Consider the following 21,672-nt stretch of genomic DNA (forward strand, 5'->3'; position numbering starts at 1 on the left):
CGATCAGCCGTACGCCTCGATCGCGAGATGGATCGCCAGGCCGATACCGGCGAGGCCGATGACCCGCCGCAGGGCGGTCTGTGGCGCGCGGCGGACCACCCACGGGCCGCAGCGGCTGCCGGTGAACAGCCCGATCGCCAGCGGCAGGACCGCCGACCAGGCGATGGGGGCCAGCGCGATGAAGGCGATCGCCGCGATGATGTTGGCGAGGCCCAGGAGCACGTTGCGCAGCGCATTGCCCCGCGGGAGCCCCTCTCCGGTGGAGAGCAGGAGCATCGCGAGCATCATGACCCCGGCGGCGGCACCGAAGTAGCCGCCGTAGATGGCGATGGCGAAGGTCCCCACCGGCAGCCACCGCGGGTCGTCGTGGGCGCGGCCGGGATGGAGACGGGCCCCCTCGATCGCCAGCTCGCGCGGCGGCCGCTGGACGACTAGCGCGGCGGAGGCGCCGCCGATCAGCAGCGGGACGACCCGCTCGAAGATCGATGTCGGCGTGAGCATCAGCAGCGCGGCACCGGCCGCGCCGCCGAGGGCCGCCGCCACGGCCAGCCGCAGCACCCGCCGGCCCTGGCCCTTCAGCTCCGGTCGTGAGGCACTCACCGAGCCCACGCCCTGGAAGACCATGGCGACGGTGTTGGTCATGTTGGCCGTCAGCGGGGGCACCCCGGTCGCCAGCAGCGCGGGATAGCTGATCAGGGAGGCCAGCCCGGCGACGCTGCCCACCAGCCCGGCGCAGATGCCGGCTCCCAGGAGCAGCGCGAACTCCAGCGCGGTCACCGGGACATCAGCACGACGATCGCCGTGAGCCCGAGCAGGACGATCGCCGTCCGAAGGACGACCGCCGGCAGCTTCCGGCCGAGCGAGGAGCCGACGAAGCCGCCCGCGAGGGCGCCCACCGCGATGAGCGCGGCGGCAGCCCACCGCACCCGGTCGGGCGCCACGATCACGTAGGCGATGGCCGCGACCCCGTTGACGGCCATGGTGAGCACGTTCTTGAGCGCGTTGAGCCGCTGGATCGACTCGGGGAGCAGGAGTCCGAAGATGCCGATCTGGAGCACCCCCTGGCTGGCCGCGAAGTAGCCCCCGTACGTGCCGGTGGCGTAGGCGCCGGCGAGGAGGCCGACGAGCCGACCCGGCCCGATCCGGAAGGCCTCGGGCTCTGCGTCCCCGGACGCCCGGCGTCGGGCCAGGGCCCGCTGCAGCATGGGCTGGGTGGCCACGAGGACGACGGCCAGCGCGATCAGTGCCGGGACGATCGCCTCGAACGCCGACGCCGGCAGGTTCAGCAGCAGGAACGCCCCGGTCAGTGCACCGAGGATGGACGCCGGGAGCAGACGCAGCAGCAGCCCTCGCTGGCCGCGCAGTTCACGGCGGTAGCCGATCGCTCCGGCGAGGTTCCCGGAGACGAGGCCGAGGGAGTTCGTGACGGTCGCGGTGACCGGCGGCAGACCTACGGCCAGCAGCACCGGGAACGTCACGAGCGTGCCGGAGCCGACGACCGCGTTGATGCCGCCCGCCGCGAACCCGGCCGCCGCCACCGCGACCATCTCCCACGCCGTCATGCGTCCATCGGGTCGAGCCTGACACGGCGCACGGCACTGCCGCCCGGCAGGCCGGGTGGATCAGCTCACAGTCCGGATGTGACATCCCGCTTTCGGTACCGAGAGCGGGAGTGGACGCCGCCGCTTTCGGTACCGAAAGCGCCTTCTGGTGCCTGGGTGCGTTCGCGGCCGGTCGGGGCCTGCGCGACGAGGGCGGGGGAACCCGCGCGGGGGGCGGATCAGGAGGGAACGACGGTGACCAGCGGGGTGGTGAGCATCGCCTTCAGCGAGCCCAGTGCGCCGAGGACCGGGACCGCCACGGCGCACCACATCCCGGGACCGAACTGGTCGGCCCCCCAGCCGCCGTCGGCCATCAGGAGGACGATCGCGGTGGCCGCGGTCAGCGACACGACCAGCGCCAGCACCCCCACGAGCCGGTGCGCGCGGGCGGGCACGAGCAGCAGGAGACCGAGCAGGACGAGCAGGCCGCCGCACAGCACCACGACGAACGGCTGCCAGAGCCCGTTCAGAGCCCACGTGCCGGCGCCGACACCCAGTTCCTCGACGCCGCGCCGCAGCAGCGACAGGCCGGAGGGGCCGTCGCCGGGCGCCCAGGACAGCGACAGGCTCACGTTCGCGGCCACACCGGCGAGGACGAGCGCACCGGCGCCGATCCGGTCGGGACGCCGTACGACCACCAGACCGACGTCGGACGGCGGGGCCTCGGGCATGTCGGCGGACGGACGCTCGCCCGTGTCGTCGTCCCGCACGATCTCCGCCGGCAGACCGAAGAGGTTCGGCTCGCTCTCCGCGACCACGTCCCGGGCCGTGGCACCGGGAATCGTCCGTGCGCCCCAGATGCCGCCGGCGCGGGACCGCGACGTTCGCCTGCGCGCCGTTCGCGAGCCGGAACCGGAAGGCTGTAGGCGCTCGGTCATCGGGTCCTCCGACGGCGCGGGCGAGGGGAGGCACCCGCTGCTCCCCAGGGTAGGACGGGGAGGACCGTCGTGGCGGCAGAACCGGCACGGCGCCGGACGAAATCGGCCGACGTCCCTTCCCGTCCGGTGCCGGGTGCCGGGGCGTCAGGGGTGCTCGGCGATCCGGGTGATCAGGTCGGCGTCGAGGGGGCGGTCGGCGTAGACCAGACGGACGGCGTCCGGATCCGGATTGCCGGCGTCGGGTCCCCGCCAGACCAGGGTCAGGCCGGCGTGCTCGGCCCGGATGCGGGACTGCACGTTGTGCTCGAGCAGGTAGGCGACGACCGGCCGGTCCGGGTCCACCGCGCGGGCGGTGTCGAGGGCGGCCTCGACCAGTTCTCTCGCCAGCCCGTGCCCCCAGGCGGGCGGCGTGAGCCGGTAGTAGAGGTTCCACCACGACGTCCCCACGCGGACGGCGCAGCCGCCGGTGCCCACCACGTCGCCGGCGCGCAGGGGTGTGCCGCCGAGGTGGACGAGCAGCCGCGCCGTCCAGTAGCCGAGGCCGTCGCGCTCCCAGTGGCCCACGGAGTGCTCGATCCCCTCGGCCGTGCGCTCCGGCGAGGTGTGCCGGCCCGACGGCAGGTGCTCCCACACAGCGGGGTCCGACATCAGGGCGAAGTGCGCGTCCAGGTCGTCGGGGACGACGGCGTCCAGCCGGAGCCGTGCCGTGGTGAGGTGCCGGAACTCCACGCTCAGTCCTTGCGGCCGGCGTCGACCATCCGGATCACGGCGCTGCCCTCCTCGTCCGAGGCCTCGAGGTCGACCTCGACGTCGAAGCCCCAGTCGTGGTTCCCCTCGGGGTCGTCGAGGATCTGCCGCACCTTCCAGCGGCCGGGCTCCGACTTGTCCACGATGAGCAGCGCCGGTCCGCGGGCGTCGGCCCCGGTCTGCACCTCGCCGTGCTCGGCGAAGTAGGCCCGCACCACGGACTCCCATCGGTCGGCGTCCCAGCCGGCGCCGCCGTCCAGCTCGCCCAGGTCGTACCAGCGCCGCCGCGCGAACAGCTCCACCCGCCGGAACAGCGCATTGCGCACCATCGCGGTGAACGCGCGCTCGTTCCCGGTCAGCGGGCGCGGGCGGGCCGGCACCGCGACCGGGACGTCCAGCGGCTGGTCGGGCGAGGTCAGCTGTTCCCACTCGTCCAGCAGCGACGAGTCCACCTGGCGCACGAGCTCGCCGAGCCACTCGACGAGGTCGGTGACCTCCTCGGTGCGGGCGTCCGCGGGCACGCCGGACCGCAGCGCCTTGAACGCGTCGGACAGGTAGCGCAGCACCGCACCCTCCGCGCGGGTCAGCCCGTACGTGTTCACGAACTCGCGGAAGGTGAACGCCCGCTCCCACATCTCCCGGACGACGGCCTTCGGCGACAGGTGCGCGTCGGCCGCCCACGGATTGGTGCGGACGTAGACCTCGAAGGCCGCGTCGAGGAGCTCCTCGAGCGGCTTCGGGTAGCTGACCTCCTCGAGCAGCTCCATCCGCTCGTCGTACTCGATGCCCTCGGCCTTCATCTGTGCGACGGCCTCGCCCTTGGCCTGGTTCAGCTGCGCGGCGAGGATCTGGCGCGGGTCGTCGAGGGTCGCCTCGATCACCGAGACGACGTCGACGACGTAGGTGTCGGAGTCCGGGTCGAGCAGGTCGATCGCGGCCAGCGCGAAGGTCGACAGCGGCTGGTTGAGCGCGAAGTCCGGCGGCAGGTCGACGGTCAGGTCGTAGCGCCGTCCGTCCGGTTCGGGCTCGGGCAGCCGTTCGAGGACGCCGGCCTGCAGCAGCGAGCGGGCGATGCCGATCGCCTCGCGGATGTGCGCGAGCTGCTTCTTCCGCGGCTCGTGGTTCTCGGTGAGCAGGCGGCGCATCGCGACGAACGGGTCACCGGGCCGGTCGACGACGTCGAGGATCATCGACGTCGACACCCGCATGTTGCTGGTCAGCTTCTCGGGCTCACCCTCGACCAGCCGGTTCATCGTCGCCTCGCTCCACGGCACCATGCCGTCGGGCACCTTCTTGCGCACCAGCTTGCGGCGCTTCTTCGGGTCGTCGGAGACCTTGGCGAACTGCTTGAGGTTCTCCACCTCGTGCTCCGGAGCCTGGACGACGACGGTGCCCGCGGTGTCGTAGCCCGCGCGCCCGGCCCGCCCGGCGATCTGGTGGAACTCGCGCACCTGCAGCAGCCGGGTGCGGGTGCCGTCGTACTTGCTCAGCGCGGAGAAGAGGACCGTGCGGATCGGCACGTTGATGCCGACGCCGAGGGTGTCGGTGCCGCAGATGACCTTGAGCAGCCCGGCCTGGGCCAGCTGCTCCACCAGCCGCCGGTACTTGGGCAGCATGCCCGCGTGGTGGACGCCGATGCCGTGACGCACCAGCCGCGACAGCGTCGTCCCGAAGGCCGAGGAGAACCGGAAGCCGCCGATCAGGTCGGCGATCGCCGCCTTCTCCTCCTTGCTGCACACGTTGACGCTCATCAGCGCCTGCGCCCGCTCGAGGGCCGAGGCCTGCGTGAAGTGGACGACGTAGATCGGCGCCTGCCTGGTGTCCAGCAGGTCCTGGATCGTCTCGTGCATCGGCGTGGTCGCGTAGTAGTGGTGCAGCGGCACCGGGCGCTCGGCGTTCGCGACCAGCGCGGTGGGCCGGCCGGTGCGGCGGGTGAGGTCCTCGCGGAGGAACGTGACGTCGCCGAGGGTGGCGCTCATCAGCAGGAACTGCGCCTTCGGCAGCTCCAGGAGCGGCACCTGCCAGGCCCAGCCGCGGTCGGGATCGCCGTAGAAGTGGAACTCGTCCATAACCACAAGGACGTCGCCGAGGCCGTCGTTCTGACCCCCCTCGCGCAGCGCGATGTTGGCCAGCACCTCGGCGGTGCAGGCGATGATCGGGGCGTCGTGGTTGACCGACGCGTCGCCGGTGAGCATGCCGACGTTCTCCGCGCCGAAGACCCCGCAGAGCGCGAAGAACTTCTCGCTGACCAGCGCCTTGATCGGTGCCGTGTAGTAGCTCCGCCGTCCGGCCGCGAGCGCCGCGTACTGCGCGCCGGTGGCGACCAGCGACTTGCCGGACCCGGTCGGCGTCGCGAGGACCACGTTCGCGCCGCTGACCAGCTCGATCAGCGCCTCCTCCTGCGCCGGGTAGAGCACGGTGCCGCCGGCCTCGGCCCACGCGGCGAAGCTCGCGAACAGCTGGTCGGGATCGGCACCCTCGGCGCGCAGGGCGGCGAGGTCACCGGCGTCGTCGAGCAGGGGAGGGGCGGCAAGGGAGGAGGACATCGTGAGGAACAGCGTGCCCGACGGCACTTCCCTTCCCGTGCAGGTGTCGGGCGCGGCGGGCCGGGTAGCCGGACGCGGACGCACCCGGATCGCAGGAGGAGACGTGTCCGAGCCCCGTCCCGAGAGCCAGCCCGCTCAGCAGCAGGAGCCGCCCGGCGTCCTGGGCGAGATGACGCCGAAGCCCGACCACGGCGAGGAGAGCTACCGCGGCTCCGGGCGGCTGGCCGGCAAGGCGGCCGTCATCACCGGCGGCGACAGCGGCATCGGGCGCGCGGTGGCCATCGCGTTCGCCCGCGAGGGCGCCGACGTCCTCATCCACTACCTCGATGAGCACGACGACGCGAAGGACACCGCGCGCCACGTCGAGGAGGCCGGCCGGAAGTGCGTGCTGGTCGCCGGTGACCTGGCCGACCGAGCGCACACGAAGACGATCATCCCGAAGGCCGTCGAGGAGTTCGGCAAGGTCGACATCCTGGTGAACAACGCGGCGTTCCAGATGAACCATCCGTCGCTCGACGAGGTCTCCGACGAGGAGTGGGACCACACCCTGGCGGTGAACCTCACGGCGATGTTCACGTTGTGCAAGGACGCGATCCCGCACATGCCGGAGGGCGGCTCGATCATCAACTCGTCGTCGATCAACTCCGACATGCCGAGCCCCGACCTGGCGCCCTACGCGATGACGAAGGCGGGCATCGCGAACTTCACCGCGTCGCTGGCGCAGATGCTGGCCGAGAAGGGGATCCGGGCCAACTCGGTCGCCCCCGGCCCGATCTGGACGCCGCTCATCCCCGCGACCATGCCGCCGGAGAAGGTGGAGGGCTTCGGCGAGCAGGTGCCGATGGGCCGCGCCGGGCAGCCCGCCGAGCTCGCGCCGGTCTACGTGCTGCTCGCCAGCGACGAGGCCTCCTACGTCTCCGGCGCGCGGATCGCCGTCACCGGGGGCAAGCCCATCCTCTGACGGTGCGCCGAGCTGTACGGCGGTTTCCACGCCGGCACGACCGTCGTGGGGCGGATCTCGGCGCGAGGACGGCCGGGGAGACGCATGGGCGCGCGCATCCGGCGGTAACGGGTACCCATGGTCTTCATCTGGAGCAGCAACTGGGGTCCGCGGCGCCGCCGGTCGCATCGGGGGTACGGCCACGGCTACGGCCGGCGGGGCTTCGGCCGCGGCCACGGGTACCGCCGCGACGACTCCTGCCTCCGCGACCTGCTGTTCCTCAACACGGGCTGCTGCCTGGCCAACGCGATCGGCTGCGGCACCGACTCGTTCCTGCTGGCCCCGACGACGCTGCGGGCGGTCGGTCGGGAGGGCACGGGCGGGCGCGGCACCCGGGTGACCGCCCGGATGATCGCCGCGGTCCGCGTCTACCAGCGGGAGATCAGCCCGAAGCGCCCGCCCTGCTGCCACTTCGAGCCCACGTGCTCGGCGTACGCCGTCGAGGCGCTGGAGCGCCACGGCGCCCGCCGGGGCGGCTGGCTCACGCTGCGGCGGCTCGTCCGCTGCCGGCCGGGGGCGGCGCGCGGGGCGGATGCGGTCCCGGCGGTCTGAGCAGGGGGTGGCGGGGCACCTATCGTTCCCCGGTGCGCAGCGAGGAGAGCCCCACCGCCGGGGTCGGCACCTGGACTGACCCGGCGTGGCGGGCAGCCGCCCTCGACTGGGCCGGTGCGGAACTCGAGCATGCCGGCCTGACCCTCGACGGCGAACCCGCGCAGCCGCACGTGTACCCCTGGTCGACCGCGTTCCGGCTGCCCGTGCGGGGCGGGGCCGTCTGGCTGAAAGCCGTCGGGCCCGGTTCGGCGCACGAGCCCGCACTGTCCGTCGCGCTGGGCGGCTGGGTGCCCGACCGCGTGCTGGTACCGCTGGCCATCGACGCCGGGCGTCGGCTGATCCTCCTCCCGGACGGCGGCCGGACGCTGCGCGACGTCGGCGGGGCGACCCTGGCGGAGGCCTGGGAGTCGATGCTCCGCGCCTATGCCCGGTTGCAGCTCGAGCTCGTGCCGCACGCGGCGGAGATGCTGGCGCTCGGCGTCCCCGACTCCCGGCCGGACCGCCTGCCTGCGCTGGTCGGCGACCTGCTGGCCGACGACGACGCGCAGCTCGCCGGACGCGAGGGTGGGCTGGCGCCCCGGATTCGGGAGCGGGTGGTCGCTGATCTGACCAGATACGCCGAGCTGTGCGGGCAGCTGGCCGACGGCGGCATCCCGGCGACGCTGCAGCACGACGACCTGCACGACGCGAACGTCTTCGTCTCGCGGAACCGGCACCGGTTCTTCGACTGGGGCGACGCCTCCGTCTCCCACCCGTTCCTCAGCCTGCTGGTCACCCTGCGGATGGCGCGACAGGCCCTCGCCGTGCCTCCCGGACATCCGGTGCTGTTCCGGCTCCGCGACTCCTACCTCGACGTGTGGCGCGACCACGGGAGCCCGCAGCAGCTGCGGGAGCAGTGCGACCGGGCCCTGCAGGTCGGACCGCTGCAGCGCGCGCTCACCTGGCGCCGGATCCTGCAGGGCGTCCACGCCGACGAGGTCGGGGAGTGGGCCGACGCCGTGCCGGGCTGGACGGCGGAGCACCTCGCGCCCGGCACCCTGAGCGCTGCCCCCGGCCGCGGCTGACGTCAGACTGCACGGATGGCCGCCAACGACGACGCCGCCGGGGACCTGGCGGTCACCGGTTCCCTCGTCGTCCCCGCCGCCGCCCTGAACTGGCGCTTCTCGCGGTCCTCGGGCCCCGGCGGGCAGGGGGTGAACACCGCCGACTCGCGGGTCGAGCTGTCGGTGGCCCCGCTCGACCTGCCCGGGCTGAGCGACTCGCAGCGGCAGCGGCTGGCCGCGCGCCTGGGCAGCCGGCTCACCGACGGCGTCCTGACCATCGCGGCCAGCGAGCACCGGCAGCAGCTCCGCAACCGGCAGGCGGCGCGGGAACGGCTGGCCGCCGTCCTCCGTGCGGCGCTCGCGCCTCCACCCCCGAGCCGGCGCCGCACCAAGCCCACGCGCGGGTCGCAGGAACGCCGGATCGAGGCGAAGAAGCAGCGCGGGCAGCTCAAGAAGCAGCGCCGCTCATGGGAGTAGCTCGAGCGTGCGGACGCCGAGGCCGGCTTCGACGAAGCGACCGACGCAGCGGCAGAAATGCGGAGCGACCGGGTCAGCTGGGCGGGGCGAGCAGGCCGGCGTAGCGGTCGAGGTACAGCGGCCAGCCCTGGTCGGTGGCAACGCCGTCGCGGACGGCCTCCCAGCCGGGGCCGTGCCGGTCGAGGTTGCGGTGCACGAGCTCGACGCGGGTGCGCTGCGGCGTCTCGACGATGAACCGCACCTCGACCTCGCTGGCGTTGTCCGGGTCGGCGACGAGCTGCCAGTCCGGGCCGATGTCCCAGCTGAACACCACCCGCTCGTGCGGCTCGAAGGCCAGCACCCGCGCCCAGCGGCACTCGCTGCCGTCCTCGGCGATGTCGACGATGTGCCCGCCGACCTGCGGCTCGAACACGGTCCTGGCGATCGGCGACCGCATGATGTTGTGCTCGCGCGGCTTGAAGTCCCCGAAGTTCTCGGTGAACACCATGAAGGCCCGCTCCTGGGATGCCTCGACGATGATCTGCTTGCGGATGGCGGCGGTGGCTGCCTGTGTCATGACCTCTCCTGTCCTGGTTCGACGACGTCCTGTTCCTCGCTGTCATCGGGGGAAGCGACGGCGTCCCGGAATCCGGTCAGCGCCCGGTTCCAGTAGGTGTCGAGCTGGTCGCGCATGGCCGCGACGCCGGCCGGATTGAGCCGGTAGATCCGGCGGGTGCCGGCGACGCGCTCGGCGACCAGCCCAGCGTCCTTGAGCACCTTCAGGTGCTGGGAGACGGCCGGCCGGCTGATCGGCAGGGCTTCCGCCAGTTCGCCGACCGCCCGCGGACGCTCGGCGAGGCATTCGACGATGGCCCGCCGAGAGGGGTCACCCAGCGCGCTCCACGCGTCGGCCTCTCGGTAAGTGCCCACGAACGGTTAGCCTGGACGAACGGAGCCGGGCCGTCAAGGCGGTCTCGAGCGCCATGCAGCGATCCGCTGGGGGCCTCGAGGGCTCCTACGATGTGCCGACCCGGGGAACCGCAGAAGAGGTTTCGACATGGACGAGAACGCCGTGCGGGCGATGATCAAGGATCACTTCGACGCGTCCACGGACGACATCGTCCGCGCCTCCGAGATCTACGCGGACGAGGCCGTGCTCGAGTTCCCCCAGGGCAGGGAGCGCATCCGCGGCAAGGCCCACATCATCGCTTTTCGGTCGGCCTATCCCGCCCGCGTGACCTTCGAGATGCATCGGACCATCGGCCTCCTGGACCTGTGGGTCAACGAGTACGCGATCCGCTACGACGACACGAAGCCTCTCCATGTCGTGGGCATCATGGAGTTCCGCGACGGCAAGGTCGTCCGCGAGCGCATCTACTTCGGGGAGCCGTGGGATCCACCCGAATGGCGGGCCCGATGGGTCGAGCCCATGGGGTAGCCGTAGGCCGCACGGCTGACCAGTTGCACGAGGTTCCTGGTTGCCCGCCGGTCAGGAACGGCGGCGGTCCAACCGGTGGCAGCGAGCTCAGCTGTCGGGTGCCACGTCTTCCTCGGGCTCGAACGTCCCGCTCCAGTCGTAGCCAGAAGGTACTCACCGAATCGGCGGCGCAGGCCGCTCCTGAGGCGCGGGAGTCGACCGCTCAGTGCGACCGTCGTGGTGCGCCGTGCCCGCGCGTCAGCTCGTCCCGTCGACGCCGGAGGAACGCCTGCTCCCGCGCGTTGCCGGACAGCGTGACAGCGGCGTCATAGGCCTCGGCAGCCTCGTCCTCCCGGCCCAGTCGCCGCAGCAGGTCGGCCCGGACGGCGTGGAAGACGTGATGGCGCGGCAGGTCCAGCGCGTCGACGAGTGCTAGTCCCGCCGCCGCGCCGTCCACCTCGGCCAGCGCCACCGCGCGGTGCAGCGCCACCACCGGACTCGGGGCGATCGCCAGCAGGTGGTCGTAGAGCTGCACGATCTGGCGCCAGTCGGTGTCGGCCGCCGTCGCGGCGTCCGTGTGCACGGCGTTGATCGCCGCCTGCAGCTGGTAGGGACCCGGCTGGTTGCGGCGCAGGCACCGGCGCACGAGCTGCTGGCCCTCGGCGATCAGGTCGCGGTCCCAGCGGGTGCGGTCCTGATCGGCCAGCAGCACGAGGCCGCCGTCGGGCGTCGTCCGCGCGGCCCGTCGCGCCTGGGTCAGCAGCATCAGCGCCAGCAGCCCGGGAACCTCGGGCTCGTCGGGCATGAGCTCGGCCAGCAGCCGGCCCAGCCGGATCGCCTCGGCGCACAGGTCCTCCCGGATGAGGCGCTCGCCGGACGTGGCCGTGTGCCCCTCGGTGAGGATCAGGTAGACGACGGCCAGCACGGCCGGGAGCCGGTCGGGCAGCTCCGCCTCCGTGGGCACCCGGTAGGGGATGCGGGCGTCGCGGATCTTCCCCTTGGCCCGCACCAGCCGCTGCGCCATGGTCGGCTCGGGCACCAGGAACGCGGACGCGATCTCCGCCGTCGTCAGCCCGCCGAGCAGCCGCAGGGTGAGCGCGACCTGCGCGGCGGTCCCGAGCGCCGGGTGGCAGCAGGTGGAGATCAGGCGCAGCCGGTCGTCCTGCACGGGTCCGGCCTCCTCCGGCTCGGCGTCGGCGGAGAGCCGCGCCGCCTGGGCGTACTTGTCGGCGCGCGTCGCCTCCCGTCGGAGACGGTCGATCGCGCGGTTGCGGGCGGTCGTGACGATCCAGCCCGCGGGGCTGGGCGGCAGGCCGTCGGTCGGCCACCGCTCCACGGCGGTGAGGAAGGCGTCCTGCACGGCCTCCTCGGCGGCACCGATGTCGCCGAGGAGACGGATCAGGACGGCGACCGCGCGCCCGTAGTGCTCGCGGAACACCCGCTCGATCTCCGCCGTGGGCGGCCCGGTCACGCCGATGGGGTGTCCGTGGAGTCCGCGTAGAAGGGGCGCACCTCGATCGGGATCGTGGTCGCCCGCACGAGCTTGCGGCCCCACGCGAGGGCGGCGTCGAGGTCGGGCACGTCGATGACCGAGAAGCCGCCCGCGTGCTCCTTGCCCTCGATGAACGGGCCGTCGACGGCCAGGATGTCGCCGCCGGAAGGTCGCAGCGTGGTGGACGTGGTCGGGGGGTGCAGGCCGCCGCCGAACACCCAGATCCCGGCGTCCGCCATCTCGCGGTGAAGGGCGTCGACGTCCTTCATGATCCGCTCCAGGGCCTCCGGCGTGGGCGGCTCGCCGACACTCGGCTCGACGACTGTCATCAGGTAACGCGGCATCTGTACCTCCTCGGTCGGCGCCGGCGTCGCGCCGGCTGCTCACCCCTTGTACGAACGGCGCCCGCCGAAATCGACAGTCAGCCGGCGGCCACGGGCTGAGGCTGCCGCACGACCACCCACAGCGGCAGGGCGTCGTCCGCCGTCCGCGTCGTGGTGGTGACCTCGAAGCCGAACCCGCGCAGGAAGCGGACGTTCGCCCAGCTGAAGACGGCGGCAGCCGCCAGAAGCCCGTCGGCGTCGCAGCGCACGAGTGCCGGGGCCAGCACCCCCGCGGCCAGACCCCGGCGCCGGGACGTCGGCCGGACGCCGAGGTGGGCCAGCCACCAGTGCGGGCCGTCCGGCCGGGCGGCCGTCACGAGGGCGGCCGTCTCCGCGACGACGGAGGCCCGGCCCGCGGCCAGGTACGGCAGCTCCCGGTCGAGCGCGGCGCGCACGTCGGAGGGGAGCGAGGAGGTGCCGGGCGCCCCGGGCGGCGGCTCCCAGACGGCGACGGCGGTGACGTCGTCGGTCACCCACGCGCCGCCGGTGGAGACGCCCCGGTGGCCGGCGTCGAGCTCGTGCAGGCGGGTCAGCCGCTGCATCCGGCCGTCGTCGGGCAGCGCCCACCGGGTCCAGCGGGAGTCGGCGTGGGCGATGGTGAGCGTGGCGGCGATCCGCGGCACGTCGCGCTGCTCCGCCGGGCGGACGTCGGGGCCGTCGTCGTCCGGGTCGTCGATCCGCCGGACGGTGGGACGGTGAGCTGTCACGCCGCCATTCGACCACCCTCGGCCAATATGGCCATTTCGGCCGTCCCGGGAACGCACAGTGGCCGGACGGTTGCGGTGAGGACGACGGAACGCAGCGTTGACGCCGGTGGTTCGGATGGGAAACGAGACCGACAGACCCTCGTTCCATGCCCGCCGCCGCGTCTCCCGAGTCCGCCGCCCGCGGGCTCGGCATCGCACGGACGACGCTGACCCACTGCCCCTACTGCTCCCTGCAGTGCGGCATGAAGGTGACCGCGGGCGACCGCCCCGCCACCCTCGTCCCGGCCGACTTCCCGACCAACAAGGGCGGCCTGTGCTCCAAGGGCTGGTCGTCGACCGAGCTGCTCGACCACCCCGAGCGGCTGCTGCGCCCGCTCGTCCGGGCCACCCCGGGCGACCGCACCAGCCCGCTGGTCGAGGCCACCTGGGAGGACGCGCTCGGGCGGCTGGTCGACGCGGTCGAGCGCACCCAGGCCCGCTACGGCCGCGACGCCGTCGGCTGCTTCGGCGGCGGCTCGCTGACCAACGAGCAGGCCTACCAGTTCGGCAAGTTCGCTCGCGTCGCCCTGCGCACCAGCGCCATCGACTACAACGGCCGGTTCTGCATGTCCTCGGCGGCGGGCGCGGCCAACCGGGCGTTCGGCCTCGACCGCGGCATGCCCTTCCCGCTGAGCGACATCGCCGCCGCCGATGTCGTCGTCCTCGTCGGCAGCAACCCGGCCGACACCATGCCGCCGGCGATGCAGTACTTCGACGAGGGCCGTGCCCGGGGCGCGCAGCACGTCGTCGTCGACCCCCGGAAGACGGCGACGGCCCGCAACGCCGCCCTGCATCTCCAGGTGCTGCCCGGCACCGACCTCGCCCTGGCCAACGGGCTGCTGCACATCGCGCTCGCCGAGGGCCTGGTCGACGAGGCGTACATCGCCGAGCGTACCACCGGGTTCGACGAGGTGAGGGCCGGCGTCGGGGCCTACTGGCCCGACCGGGTGGAGCGGCTCACCGGCGTGCCCGTCGCGGACCAGCGGCGCACCGTCTTCGCCCTGGCGCGGGCGGAGAAGGCGATCATCCTGACCGCCCGGGGCGCCGAACAGCACCGGTCCGGCACCGACACCGCGCAGGCGTGGATCAACCTGGCCCTGGCCCTCGGGCTGCCCGGCCGCCCCGGCAGCGGCTGGGGCACCGTGACCGGTCAGGGCAACGGCCAGGGTGGCCGCGAGCACGGCCAGAAGGCCGACCAGTTGCCCGGCTACCGCTCGCTGAAGGACCCGGGGGCCCGCGCCCACGTCGCCGCCGTCTGGGGCGTCGACCCCGACGACCTCCCGATGCCCGGCAAGTCGGCCTTCGAGCTGCTCGACGCGCTCGGCACCGACGGCGGCGTGCGCACGCTCCTGGTGCTGGCGTCGAACGTCGCGGTCTCCGCGCCCGACGCGCGCCGGGTGATCAGCCGGCTCCGCGACCTCGACTTCCTCGCGGTCAGCGACTTCTTCCTCTCCGAGACCGCCGAGCTCGCCGACGTCGTCCTGCCCAGCGCCATGTGGGCCGAGGAGGACGGCACCATGACCAACCTCGAGGGCCGGGTGATCCGCCGCCGCCGGGCACTCGACCCGCCGACCGACGTCCCCGACGACCTGCAGCTCCTGGCCACCCTGGCCGACCGGCTGGGCGCCGGCGACAGGTTCAGCGGCGACCCGGAGACGGTGTTCGAGGAGCTGCGCCGGGCCAGCGCCGGGGGAGTGGCCGACTACGCCGGCATCAGCTACCGCCGGATCGACGACGAGCAGGGCGTGTTCTGGCCCTGCCCGGACGAGGCCCACCCGGGCACGCCGCGGCTGTTCACCGAGCGCTTCGCCACCCCCGACGGCCGGGCGCGCTTCCTCCGCGTCGAGCACGTCGACGCCCACGAGCCCACCGACGCCGACTACCCGTACGTGCTCACCACCGGCCGGGTCCTCGCCCAGTACCAGTCGGGCACGCAGACCCGCCGCACGAGGAGCCTCTCGCTGATCGCGCCCACGCCGCGCGCCGAGCTGCACCCCGACCTCGCCCGGAGCTTGAGCATCGGTCAGGACGACGTCGTGGAGCTCGCCACCCGCCGCGGCGTCGCCCGCTTCCATGCCCACGTCACCGACACGATCCGGCGCGACGTCGTCTTCGCGCCCTTCCACTGGGGCGGCCCGTCCAGCGCCAACGTGCTCACCGACCCGGCGCTGGACCCGACCAGCCGGATGCCCGCCTTCAAGGTCTGCGCCGTCGCCGTCACCCGCGTCGGCGGTCCCGACGAACGCATCCCCCCTCCGGCAGCGCAGCCGCAGACCCGCTCGCACGAGCCGTCCACGACCCCCGAGCACTCCACGACCCCCGAGCCCAGGGCCCCGTCCCGGAAGAGGAGCACCCGCATGAAGAGCACCCCACGCTTCCTGCAAGGCGTCTACCCGATCGTCGGGGAAGGGCTGTCCAAGCCCGGCCCGCTCGACGCCGCCCTGCGGTACTCCGTGCCCCTCGGGATGTCGGCCCAGGCGCTGTACTTCCGCGGCGGCAACTCGACGGCCGAGCTGGTGTACGTCCTGCTGCTGCGCGACGGCGTGCCGATGCGCTGGTTCCCGATCGGCGCGAAGGGCGACACCCACGTGCCGCTGCGCGTCGTGGAGGACCTGGCCGGGGGCTGCGTGATCGAGCTGCACGCCGCGGCGCCCGAGGGCGTCACCGGCGAGATCGTCGTCGACCTGGGCCTGGTGGAGGTCTAGTGGGCGGGTCGGGAGGGTCGATGAACGCCGTTCTCGGTGGCCGCATCGAGGGGCTCACGGCACTCCACCTGGACGACGACGACCTCGACCCGCGCGCTCGGCTGGTCGTGATCGGCAACGGCATGGCGGGTGCGCGCTTCGTCGAGGAGGTGCTCGAGCGCGGCGGCGGCGAGCAGTTCCGGATCACGGTCTTCGGTGACGAGCCGCACGGCAACTACAACCGCATCATGCTGTCGCCGGTCCTCGCCGGCGAGGAGCACGAGGACGACATCGTCCTCAACAGCCACGACTGGTACGCCGACAACGGCGTCACGCTGCGGGCCGGCGTCATGGCCGAGCGGATCGACACCGCGGCCAAGCTCGTCTACGCGGCCGACGGCACCGTCACCGCATACGACCACCTGGTTCTCGCCACGGGCAGCTACTCCTTCATCCCGCCCATGAAGGGCGTCCGCACCGACGACGGCGAGCTGCGGCCCGGCGTCTACGGGTTCCGGACCATCGACGAGACCCGCGCCATGCTCGACGCCGTCGGCCGGTGCAGGAAGGCCGTGGTCATGGGCGGCGGCCTGCTCGGCCTGGAGGCCGCCCGCGCGCTGCAGGGCCACGGCCTGCACGTCGAGCTCGTGCACGCCATGCCGTACCTGATGAACATGCAGCTCGACCCGGAGGCCGGCGCGATCCTCAAGCGGAGCGTCGAGAAGCTCGGGATCACCGTGCACCTCGACGTCTTCGCCACCGACGTGTTCGGGATCGACTCCGTCGAGGGCGTCGGCCTGGCCGACGGACGGCGGATCGACGCCGACCTGCTCGTCGTCGCCGCCGGCGTCCGGCCCTCCACCGACATCGCCGTCCGCTCGGGCCTGGAGGTGGAGCGCGGCATCGTCGTCGACGACCAGCTGCGCACCGACGACCCCGACGTCTACGCGATCGGTGAGTGCGCGCAGCACCGCGGCGAGGTCTACGGCCTGGTCGCCCCCGCCTGGGAGCACGCGAGAGTGCTGGCCGACGTGCTCACCGGAACCGACCCGACGGCGGAGTACCACGGCAGCCGGACGGCCACGAAGCTCAAGGTCGCCGGCGTCGACGTCGCCGTCATGGGCATCAACACCCCCGAGCGCGAGGACGACGAGTTCCTCGTGATCTCCGAGCCCCGGCGGGGCGTGCACCTGTCGGTCGTGATCCGCGACGAGAGGCTGGTCGGCGCCACGCTGCTCGGCGACACCCGCAAGGTCGCCTTCCTGACCCAGGCCTTCGACCGCGGGTTGGCGTTGCCCGAGGAGCGGATCAAGCTGCTCGTCGACCTCTCCGACGGGGCGGTCGAAGTGGGCGTCGCGGAGATGCCGGCGACCACGCAGGTCTGCAACTGCAACGGCGTCACCAAGGGCGCGATCTGCGGCGCCGTGGCCGACGGCTGCGGCAGCGTCGGCGCCGTCATGGACAAGACCCGCGCCGGCAAGGGCTGCGGCTCCTGCAAGTCGCTGGTCAAGCAGATCGTCGAGTGGGCCGCCGACGGCGACGTCACCGAGGACGTATCAGCCAGTTGGTACGTCCCGGGCATCCCGATGGCCAAGCCCGAGCTCATGGCCGCCATCCGGGCGCAGGACCTGCGCAGCGTCTCGGCCGTGTTCGCGGCCCTCGCCCCGGGCGGGGTCGACGACGCCAGGTCGAAGATGGGCCTGACCTCGCTGCTCAAGATGCTGTGGGGCCACGACTACGTCCCGGAGAAGGACGGCGAGTTCATCAACGACCGCGTCCACGCCAACATCCAGCGCGACGGCACCTTCTCCGTCGTCCCGCAGATCAAGGGCGGGGTGACCACACCGGCCCAGCTGCGGAAGATCGCCGACGTCGCCGAGAAGTACGAGGTGCCGATGGTGAAGATCACCGGCGGCCAGCGGCTGGACCTCCTCGGCGTCCGCAAGGAGGACCTCCCCGCCATGTGGGATGACCTCGGCATGCCGTCGGGATACGCCTACGGCAAGAGCATGCGCACGGTGAAGACCTGCGTCGGATCGGACTTCTGCCGGTTCGGCCTCGGCGACTCCACCCAGCTCGGCATCGACCTCGAGACCAGGTTCCAGGGCATCGAGAGCCCGGCGAAGATGAAGATGGCCGTCGTCGGCTGCCCGCGGAACTGCGCCGAGGCCTACGTGAAGGACGTCGGCGTCGTGGCGGTGGGCAACGGCAAGTGGGAGGTCTACGTCGGCGGGGCGGCGGGCGCCTCGGTGCGCAAGGGCGACCTGCTCGCCACCGTCGACTCCCCGGAGGCCGTGCTCGAGCTGACCGGCCGCTTCCTGCAGTACTACCGCGAGAACGCCAACTGGCTGGAGCGCACGTACGACTTCGTGCCCCGGATCGGGCTGGACCGGCTCAAGGAGGTCCTCCTCGAGGACGCCGAGGGCATCGTCGCCGACCTCGACGCCGGGATGCAGCGCTCCATCGACGCCTACACCGACCCGTGGGGCCAGGACGCGAAGCAGCCGGCCACCCCCGGCCAGTTCCGGCCCTCCCTGCCCCTGATCGCCCTCCCGAAGGTGCCCGTCCGATGAGCATCAGCGAACTGACCACCGCCGCGCCCGCCGTCCAGGGCGCGGGCGTGAAGGCCTACACGGTCGGGATGGCCGACGACGTGCCGCCGGGGGAGGGGCGGGCCTTCGTCGCCGGCGGCACGCAGATCGCCGTCTTCCGGCTGCGCGACGGCTCGCTGCACGCCACCCAGGCCGCCTGCCCGCACGCCGGCGGACCGCTGGCCGACGGGCAGACCGACGTCAACGTGCTGGTCTGCCCGCTGCACCAGTACGCCTTCCGGTGGGCCGACGGCACCTCGCCCGGCGGCGCGCCGCCGGTCCGGCTGTACCCGGTGCGCGAGCGCGACGGCTACCTCGTCGTCGACGTCTGACCTTCCCGCTTCCGGTACCGGAAGCGGGTCAGGCCTTCGGGCGGGCGCGGACGTGCATGCGCTCGCCCTGCGGGCCGAAGAGGGTGAGCACCTCCGCAGGCTCGGGGAACGGGTTGGTCAGGGCGTGCGGGACGCGGGTGTCGAACTCGACGACCTCGCCGGCGGAGAGCACGAAGTCCCGTGCGGCGAGCAGCAGACGCAGGCGGCCGGACAGGACGTAGAGCCACTCGTAGCCGTCGTGCACCTTCTGCTCGGGCTGGACGTCCGGCCACCGCGGCGGGAACACCTGCTTGTAGGCCTGCAGCCCGCCGTCCTGACGGGTGAGCGGCACCATCGTCACGCCGTTGTGGTCGAACGGGCGGCCGTGGACGCGCGGGTCCCCGGGCGGCGGCGCCTCGACCAGGTCGTCCAGCGCCACCTGGTAGGCGCGCGCCAGCGGCAGCAGCAGCTCGAGCGTGGGCTTCCGGCCGCCGGACTCCAGCCGCGAGAGCGTGCTGACGGAGACGCCGGTCGTCCGCGAGACGGCGCCGAGAGTCAGGTCCCGCTCGGTGCGCAGCGCCCGCAGCCGGGGGCCGACCGCATCCAGGACGTCGTCCACCGGGGGAGGCTCGAAAGTCTTTGCCATACCGGCAAGCATAGTTGTCGAAGCAGCCACGACAGGAGACCGTGGCGGCATGACTTCCAGGGACCAGCACTACGACGTCGTCATCATCGGTGGCGGTGCCGCCGGACTCAGCGGGGCGGTGGCCCTGGCGCGGTCGCGCCGGTCGGTGCTCGTCGTCGACGCGGGGCAGCCGCGCAACGCCCGGGCGGACGGGGTGCACAACTACCTGGGCCGGGAGGGCACCCCGCCCGGGGAGCTCCTCGCCCTGGGACGGGCCGAGCTGGCCGGGTACGGGGGTGAGGTGGTGTCCGGCGTGGTCACGGCCGCCCGGCGTGAGGACGACGGCACCTTCCGCGTGACCCTCGCCGACGGGCGCGAGGTCTCGGCCCGCCGGCTGTTGGTGGCCACCGGCCTGGTCGACGAGCTGCCCGACCTGCCGGGGGTGGCCGAGCGCTGGGGCCGAGACGTCCTGCACTGCCCGTACTGCCACGGGTGGGAGGTCCGCGACCGGGCGATCGGCATCCTCGCGACCGGTCCCATGTCGGTGCACCAGGCCCTGCTGTTCCGGCAGCTGAGCGACGACGTCACGTTCTTCCGGCACACCGGGCCCGAACTTGCGGACGAGGAGGCCGATCAGCTGGCCGCGCTGGGCATCCGCACGGTGGACGGCGAGGTCGCGGGGCTGGAGGTGACCGACGACCGGCTCACCGGGGTCCGCCTGGTCGCGGGCGAGGTGGTGCTGCGGGCCGCCGTCGTCGTCGCGCCGCGGTTCACCGCCAATGCTGATGTCCTCGCCTCCCTGGGGCTCGAGGCGACGGAGCAGGAGACGCGCGGCCACGTCGTCGGCAGCGCCGTGACCGCGGACCCGACCGGGGCCACCGCCGTTCCCGGGGTGTGGGTGGCGGGGAACGTGTCCGACATGTCCGCGCAGGTGGTCGTCTCCGCCGCCGCGGGGATGCGGGCCGGCGCCATGATCAACGCCGACCTGGTCATGGAGGACGCCCGGAACGCCGTCGCCGCGCAGCGGGGCGTGGCTGCATGAGCGCCGTCGACCGGGAGTCCTACGACGAGCTCTACCGCTCGACGCCGGCGGTGTGGAGCGGCCGGGCCAACCGCCAGCTGGTCGTCGAGGCGGCCGATCTGCCGCCCGGCACCGCGCTGGACGCCGGCAGCGGCGAGGGCGGCGACGCACTCTGGCTCGCCGAGCGGGGCTGGCGCGTCACCGCGGTGGACTTCTCGGCCGTCGCGCTGGAGCGCGCCGCCGCGGTCGCCCGGGCCCGGGGGCTCGCGGACCGGATCGACTGGCGGCACGAGGACCTCGACGGTTGGACGCCGCCGGAAGGGCGCTTCGACCTGGTGACGGCGCACTACCTGCACGCCACCTGGTCGGACCGCCCGACGATGTTCAGGCGGCTCGCGGCCGCGGTCGCGCCGGGCGGCACCCTGCTCGTGGTGGGCCACCTCCTCGGCGAGGACTGGGGCCACGGCCAGCACCACGCGCACGACCCCGGCGTGCTCTACACCGCGGAGGACGTCGCGTCGCTGCTCGACCCGGAGGAGTGGCGCGACGTCGTCACCGAGACCCGGGAACGGGACCCGGACGCCGTCTCCCGGACGGCGAACCACGCGCCGGACACCGTGCTCGTGGCGCGCCGCGGCCGGGCCTGACGGCGAGGGACCTGCCGCGCGGAAAGTCCCGAGGGTTCAGGAGCGCGGTAGCCCCAGGTCGGCGAGGGCGGCCGCGACCGCGTCGTCCCGGAGGACGTCGAGCACGAGCAGCCGGTGCACGAGCACGCCCCGCCGGGTCAGGCGCAGATCGGCGGCGCGCAGCCGGGGCAGCGCCGCACCGCCGGGACGGCGAGCCGTGACGGGCGGGTCGAGCAGGCCGCTGCGCTGCAGGTCGGTGACGTCCTCGCGGGCCGCCCAGGCGTTCCAGCCGGCCGGCTCGTCGTCGAGCGCGGCCATGGGCATCGGCACCCGGTCGCGCCGGCCCACTCCGGCCAGGATCGCCAGCTGCCGCCAGTTCAGCTGCTCGGCCAGCCGCAGGGCGCGGCCGACCAGTTCGGCGTCCACGTCGGTGGAGTGGGCGACCTCGGCCAGCAGGTAGCCCAGGTGGCGCACACGGCGCTCGTCGGCCGACAGTCGCGCCGCGGTGACGATCCCCTCCAGCACCTCACCGGCGGCGGGCCGTGCGCCCGGCCGGCCGGCGAAGAAGGCGTCGTTGCGGAGCCGGCGTGCCGAGCGGGCCAGCGTGACGCTGTGCTCCACGGCGAAGGCGAGCACCGCACCGGCGCGCACCCGTTCGCGGGGGATGGAGATGGGCGCCGCTTCGGCGGCGGCCGCCCGCAGGCAGGCGGCCAGCCGGGGGTCCACCTGCACCGCGACGGACGACGACTCGAAGACGACCGCCGCCGCGGCGGAGCACATCGAACCCGCCACCGGTGCGCCGGCCTCGATGAGGGCGCGGCCGGGCACGGAGGGATCGGGCTCGGTCACACGGTCGATCATCTCCGGTTCCCGGTCGCTCACGCACCCGGTCGGCCCGGTACCTCACCGCATCGGGTCAGCCGCGGTGAGGGAAACGGAACACGAATCCAGCC

General features: G+C 73.4%; 22 protein-coding genes. 10 read left to right on the forward strand and 12 right to left on the reverse strand.

Translation table 11 applies throughout. The annotated features are described in order from the left end of the window. Positions 1-3: 3 nt before the first annotated feature. The 5 genes from E4P39_RS10890 to E4P39_RS10910 all read right to left on the reverse strand — a co-directional run bounded on the left by E4P39_RS10890 (position 4) and on the right by E4P39_RS10910 (position 5,772). Positions 4-777, reverse strand: a complete 774-nt coding sequence (locus E4P39_RS10890) for a sulfite exporter TauE/SafE family protein (RefSeq protein ID WP_135136531.1) — start codon at positions 775-777, stop codon at positions 4-6. Next, positions 774-1,562, reverse strand: a complete 789-nt coding sequence (locus tag E4P39_RS10895; protein WP_135136532.1) for a sulfite exporter TauE/SafE family protein — start codon at positions 1,560-1,562, stop codon at positions 774-776. Before E4P39_RS10895 ends, E4P39_RS10890 begins: the two co-directional genes overlap by 4 nt. A 218-nt stretch (positions 1,563-1,780) precedes the next feature. Continuing rightward, entirely contained in the window at positions 1,781-2,359 is a 579-nt protein-coding gene (locus E4P39_RS10900; protein ID WP_135136533.1) for a hypothetical protein, read from the reverse strand. A gap of 264 nt (positions 2,360-2,623) precedes the next feature. Then, positions 2,624-3,208, reverse strand: a complete 585-nt coding sequence (locus E4P39_RS10905) for a GNAT family protein (protein ID WP_209306478.1) — start codon at positions 3,206-3,208, stop codon at positions 2,624-2,626. 2 nt (positions 3,209-3,210) lie between these two features. Beyond that, complete coding sequence (locus tag E4P39_RS10910) at positions 3,211-5,772, reverse strand: DEAD/DEAH box helicase (RefSeq protein WP_135136534.1); 2,562 nt, start codon at positions 5,770-5,772, stop codon at positions 3,211-3,213. Between the two features lie 103 nt (positions 5,773-5,875). Between E4P39_RS10910 and E4P39_RS10915 the strand changes: the two genes are divergently transcribed. The 4 genes from E4P39_RS10915 (at position 5,876) to arfB (ending at position 8,844) form a co-directional block, all read left to right on the forward strand. Further along, positions 5,876-6,733 carry a glucose 1-dehydrogenase gene (locus E4P39_RS10915; RefSeq protein ID WP_135136535.1) on the forward strand — a complete coding sequence of 286 codons (858 nt, stop codon included), beginning with the start codon at positions 5,876-5,878 and terminating at the stop codon, positions 6,731-6,733. A gap of 117 nt (positions 6,734-6,850) precedes the next feature. Then, entirely contained in the window at positions 6,851-7,324 is a 474-nt protein-coding gene (gene yidD / locus E4P39_RS10920; protein ID WP_135136536.1) for a membrane protein insertion efficiency factor YidD, read from the forward strand. Between the two features lie 32 nt (positions 7,325-7,356). Beyond that, entirely contained in the window at positions 7,357-8,388 is a 1,032-nt protein-coding gene (locus tag E4P39_RS10925) for a phosphotransferase (protein WP_135136537.1), read from the forward strand. Positions 8,389-8,403: 15 nt separating this feature from the next. Then, positions 8,404-8,844 carry an alternative ribosome rescue aminoacyl-tRNA hydrolase ArfB gene (gene arfB, locus E4P39_RS10930; protein WP_135136538.1) on the forward strand — a complete coding sequence of 147 codons (441 nt, stop codon included), beginning with the start codon at positions 8,404-8,406 and terminating at the stop codon, positions 8,842-8,844. Positions 8,845-8,917: 73 nt separating this feature from the next. Here the strand turns inward: arfB and E4P39_RS10935 are convergent, their stop codons facing one another. Both E4P39_RS10935 and E4P39_RS10940 read right to left on the reverse strand, forming a co-directional pair. Beyond that, positions 8,918-9,400 (reverse strand): SRPBCC family protein, encoded by a 483-nt coding sequence (locus E4P39_RS10935; RefSeq protein ID WP_135136539.1) that lies wholly within the window; start codon positions 9,398-9,400, stop codon positions 8,918-8,920. After that, positions 9,397-9,753 carry a metalloregulator ArsR/SmtB family transcription factor gene (locus E4P39_RS10940; RefSeq protein WP_167761760.1) on the reverse strand — a complete coding sequence of 119 codons (357 nt, stop codon included), beginning with the start codon at positions 9,751-9,753 and terminating at the stop codon, positions 9,397-9,399. Before E4P39_RS10940 ends, E4P39_RS10935 begins: the two co-directional genes overlap by 4 nt. Before the next feature lie 127 nt (positions 9,754-9,880). On the opposite strand from E4P39_RS10940, the gene E4P39_RS10945 reads away from it, so the two are divergent. Beyond that, complete coding sequence (locus E4P39_RS10945) at positions 9,881-10,261, forward strand: nuclear transport factor 2 family protein (protein WP_135136540.1); 381 nt, start codon at positions 9,881-9,883, stop codon at positions 10,259-10,261. Between the two features lie 202 nt (positions 10,262-10,463). On the opposite strand, the gene E4P39_RS10950 is transcribed toward E4P39_RS10945, so the two are convergent. From E4P39_RS10950 to E4P39_RS10960, 3 genes are all read right to left on the reverse strand, one after another. Further along, on the reverse strand, positions 10,464-11,711 hold the full coding sequence (locus E4P39_RS10950; protein WP_209306479.1) for a sigma-70 family RNA polymerase sigma factor: 1,248 nt from the start codon (positions 11,709-11,711) through the stop codon (positions 10,464-10,466). Further along, a complete protein-coding gene (locus tag E4P39_RS10955; protein ID WP_135136541.1) occupies positions 11,708-12,076 on the reverse strand; it encodes a YciI family protein in 369 nt (122 codons plus the stop codon). The genes E4P39_RS10950 and E4P39_RS10955 overlap by 4 nt, the downstream gene beginning before the upstream one ends. A 77-nt stretch (positions 12,077-12,153) precedes the next feature. Beyond that, positions 12,154-12,822 carry a GNAT family N-acetyltransferase gene (locus tag E4P39_RS10960; protein ID WP_135136542.1) on the reverse strand — a complete coding sequence of 223 codons (669 nt, stop codon included), beginning with the start codon at positions 12,820-12,822 and terminating at the stop codon, positions 12,154-12,156. 146 nt (positions 12,823-12,968) lie between these two features. Between E4P39_RS10960 and E4P39_RS10965 the strand changes: the two genes are divergently transcribed. Genes E4P39_RS10965 through E4P39_RS10975 form a run of 3 tightly spaced genes read left to right on the forward strand, consistent with a single transcriptional unit; the run spans position 12,969 to position 18,468 of the window. Next, positions 12,969-15,566, forward strand: a complete 2,598-nt coding sequence (locus tag E4P39_RS10965; protein WP_135136543.1) for a molybdopterin oxidoreductase family protein — start codon at positions 12,969-12,971, stop codon at positions 15,564-15,566. A 20-nt stretch (positions 15,567-15,586) separates the two neighbouring features. After that, positions 15,587-18,118 carry a nitrite reductase large subunit NirB gene (nirB, locus tag E4P39_RS10970; RefSeq protein ID WP_135136544.1) on the forward strand — a complete coding sequence of 844 codons (2,532 nt, stop codon included), beginning with the start codon at positions 15,587-15,589 and terminating at the stop codon, positions 18,116-18,118. Beyond that, positions 18,115-18,468 carry a Rieske (2Fe-2S) protein gene (locus tag E4P39_RS10975; protein ID WP_209306480.1) on the forward strand — a complete coding sequence of 118 codons (354 nt, stop codon included), beginning with the start codon at positions 18,115-18,117 and terminating at the stop codon, positions 18,466-18,468. The genes nirB and E4P39_RS10975 overlap by 4 nt, the downstream gene beginning before the upstream one ends. Positions 18,469-18,496: 28 nt before the next feature. On the opposite strand, the gene E4P39_RS10980 is transcribed toward E4P39_RS10975, so the two are convergent. Then, positions 18,497-19,093 (reverse strand): XRE family transcriptional regulator, encoded by a 597-nt coding sequence (locus E4P39_RS10980; protein WP_135136545.1) that lies wholly within the window; start codon positions 19,091-19,093, stop codon positions 18,497-18,499. A gap of 49 nt (positions 19,094-19,142) precedes the next feature. Here E4P39_RS10980 and E4P39_RS10985 point away from each other — a divergent pair, with 49 nt between their 5' ends. Together E4P39_RS10985 and E4P39_RS10990 are read left to right on the forward strand one after the other, a co-directional pair. Continuing rightward, positions 19,143-20,114, forward strand: a complete 972-nt coding sequence (locus E4P39_RS10985; RefSeq protein ID WP_135136546.1) for an NAD(P)/FAD-dependent oxidoreductase — start codon at positions 19,143-19,145, stop codon at positions 20,112-20,114. Next, positions 20,111-20,740, forward strand: a complete 630-nt coding sequence (locus tag E4P39_RS10990) for a class I SAM-dependent methyltransferase (RefSeq protein WP_135136547.1) — start codon at positions 20,111-20,113, stop codon at positions 20,738-20,740. Before E4P39_RS10985 ends, E4P39_RS10990 begins: the two co-directional genes overlap by 4 nt. Positions 20,741-20,776: 36 nt before the next feature. Here E4P39_RS10990 and E4P39_RS10995 read toward each other — a convergent pair whose 3' ends face one another. After that, positions 20,777-21,580 (reverse strand): hypothetical protein, encoded by an 804-nt coding sequence (locus E4P39_RS10995; RefSeq protein ID WP_135136548.1) that lies wholly within the window; start codon positions 21,578-21,580, stop codon positions 20,777-20,779. Positions 21,581-21,672: the final 92 nt, after the last annotated feature.

It is taken from the genome of Blastococcus sp. CT_GayMR19, from assembly GCF_004570385.1.
Lineage (GTDB): Bacteria > Actinomycetota > Actinomycetes > Mycobacteriales > Geodermatophilaceae > Blastococcus_B.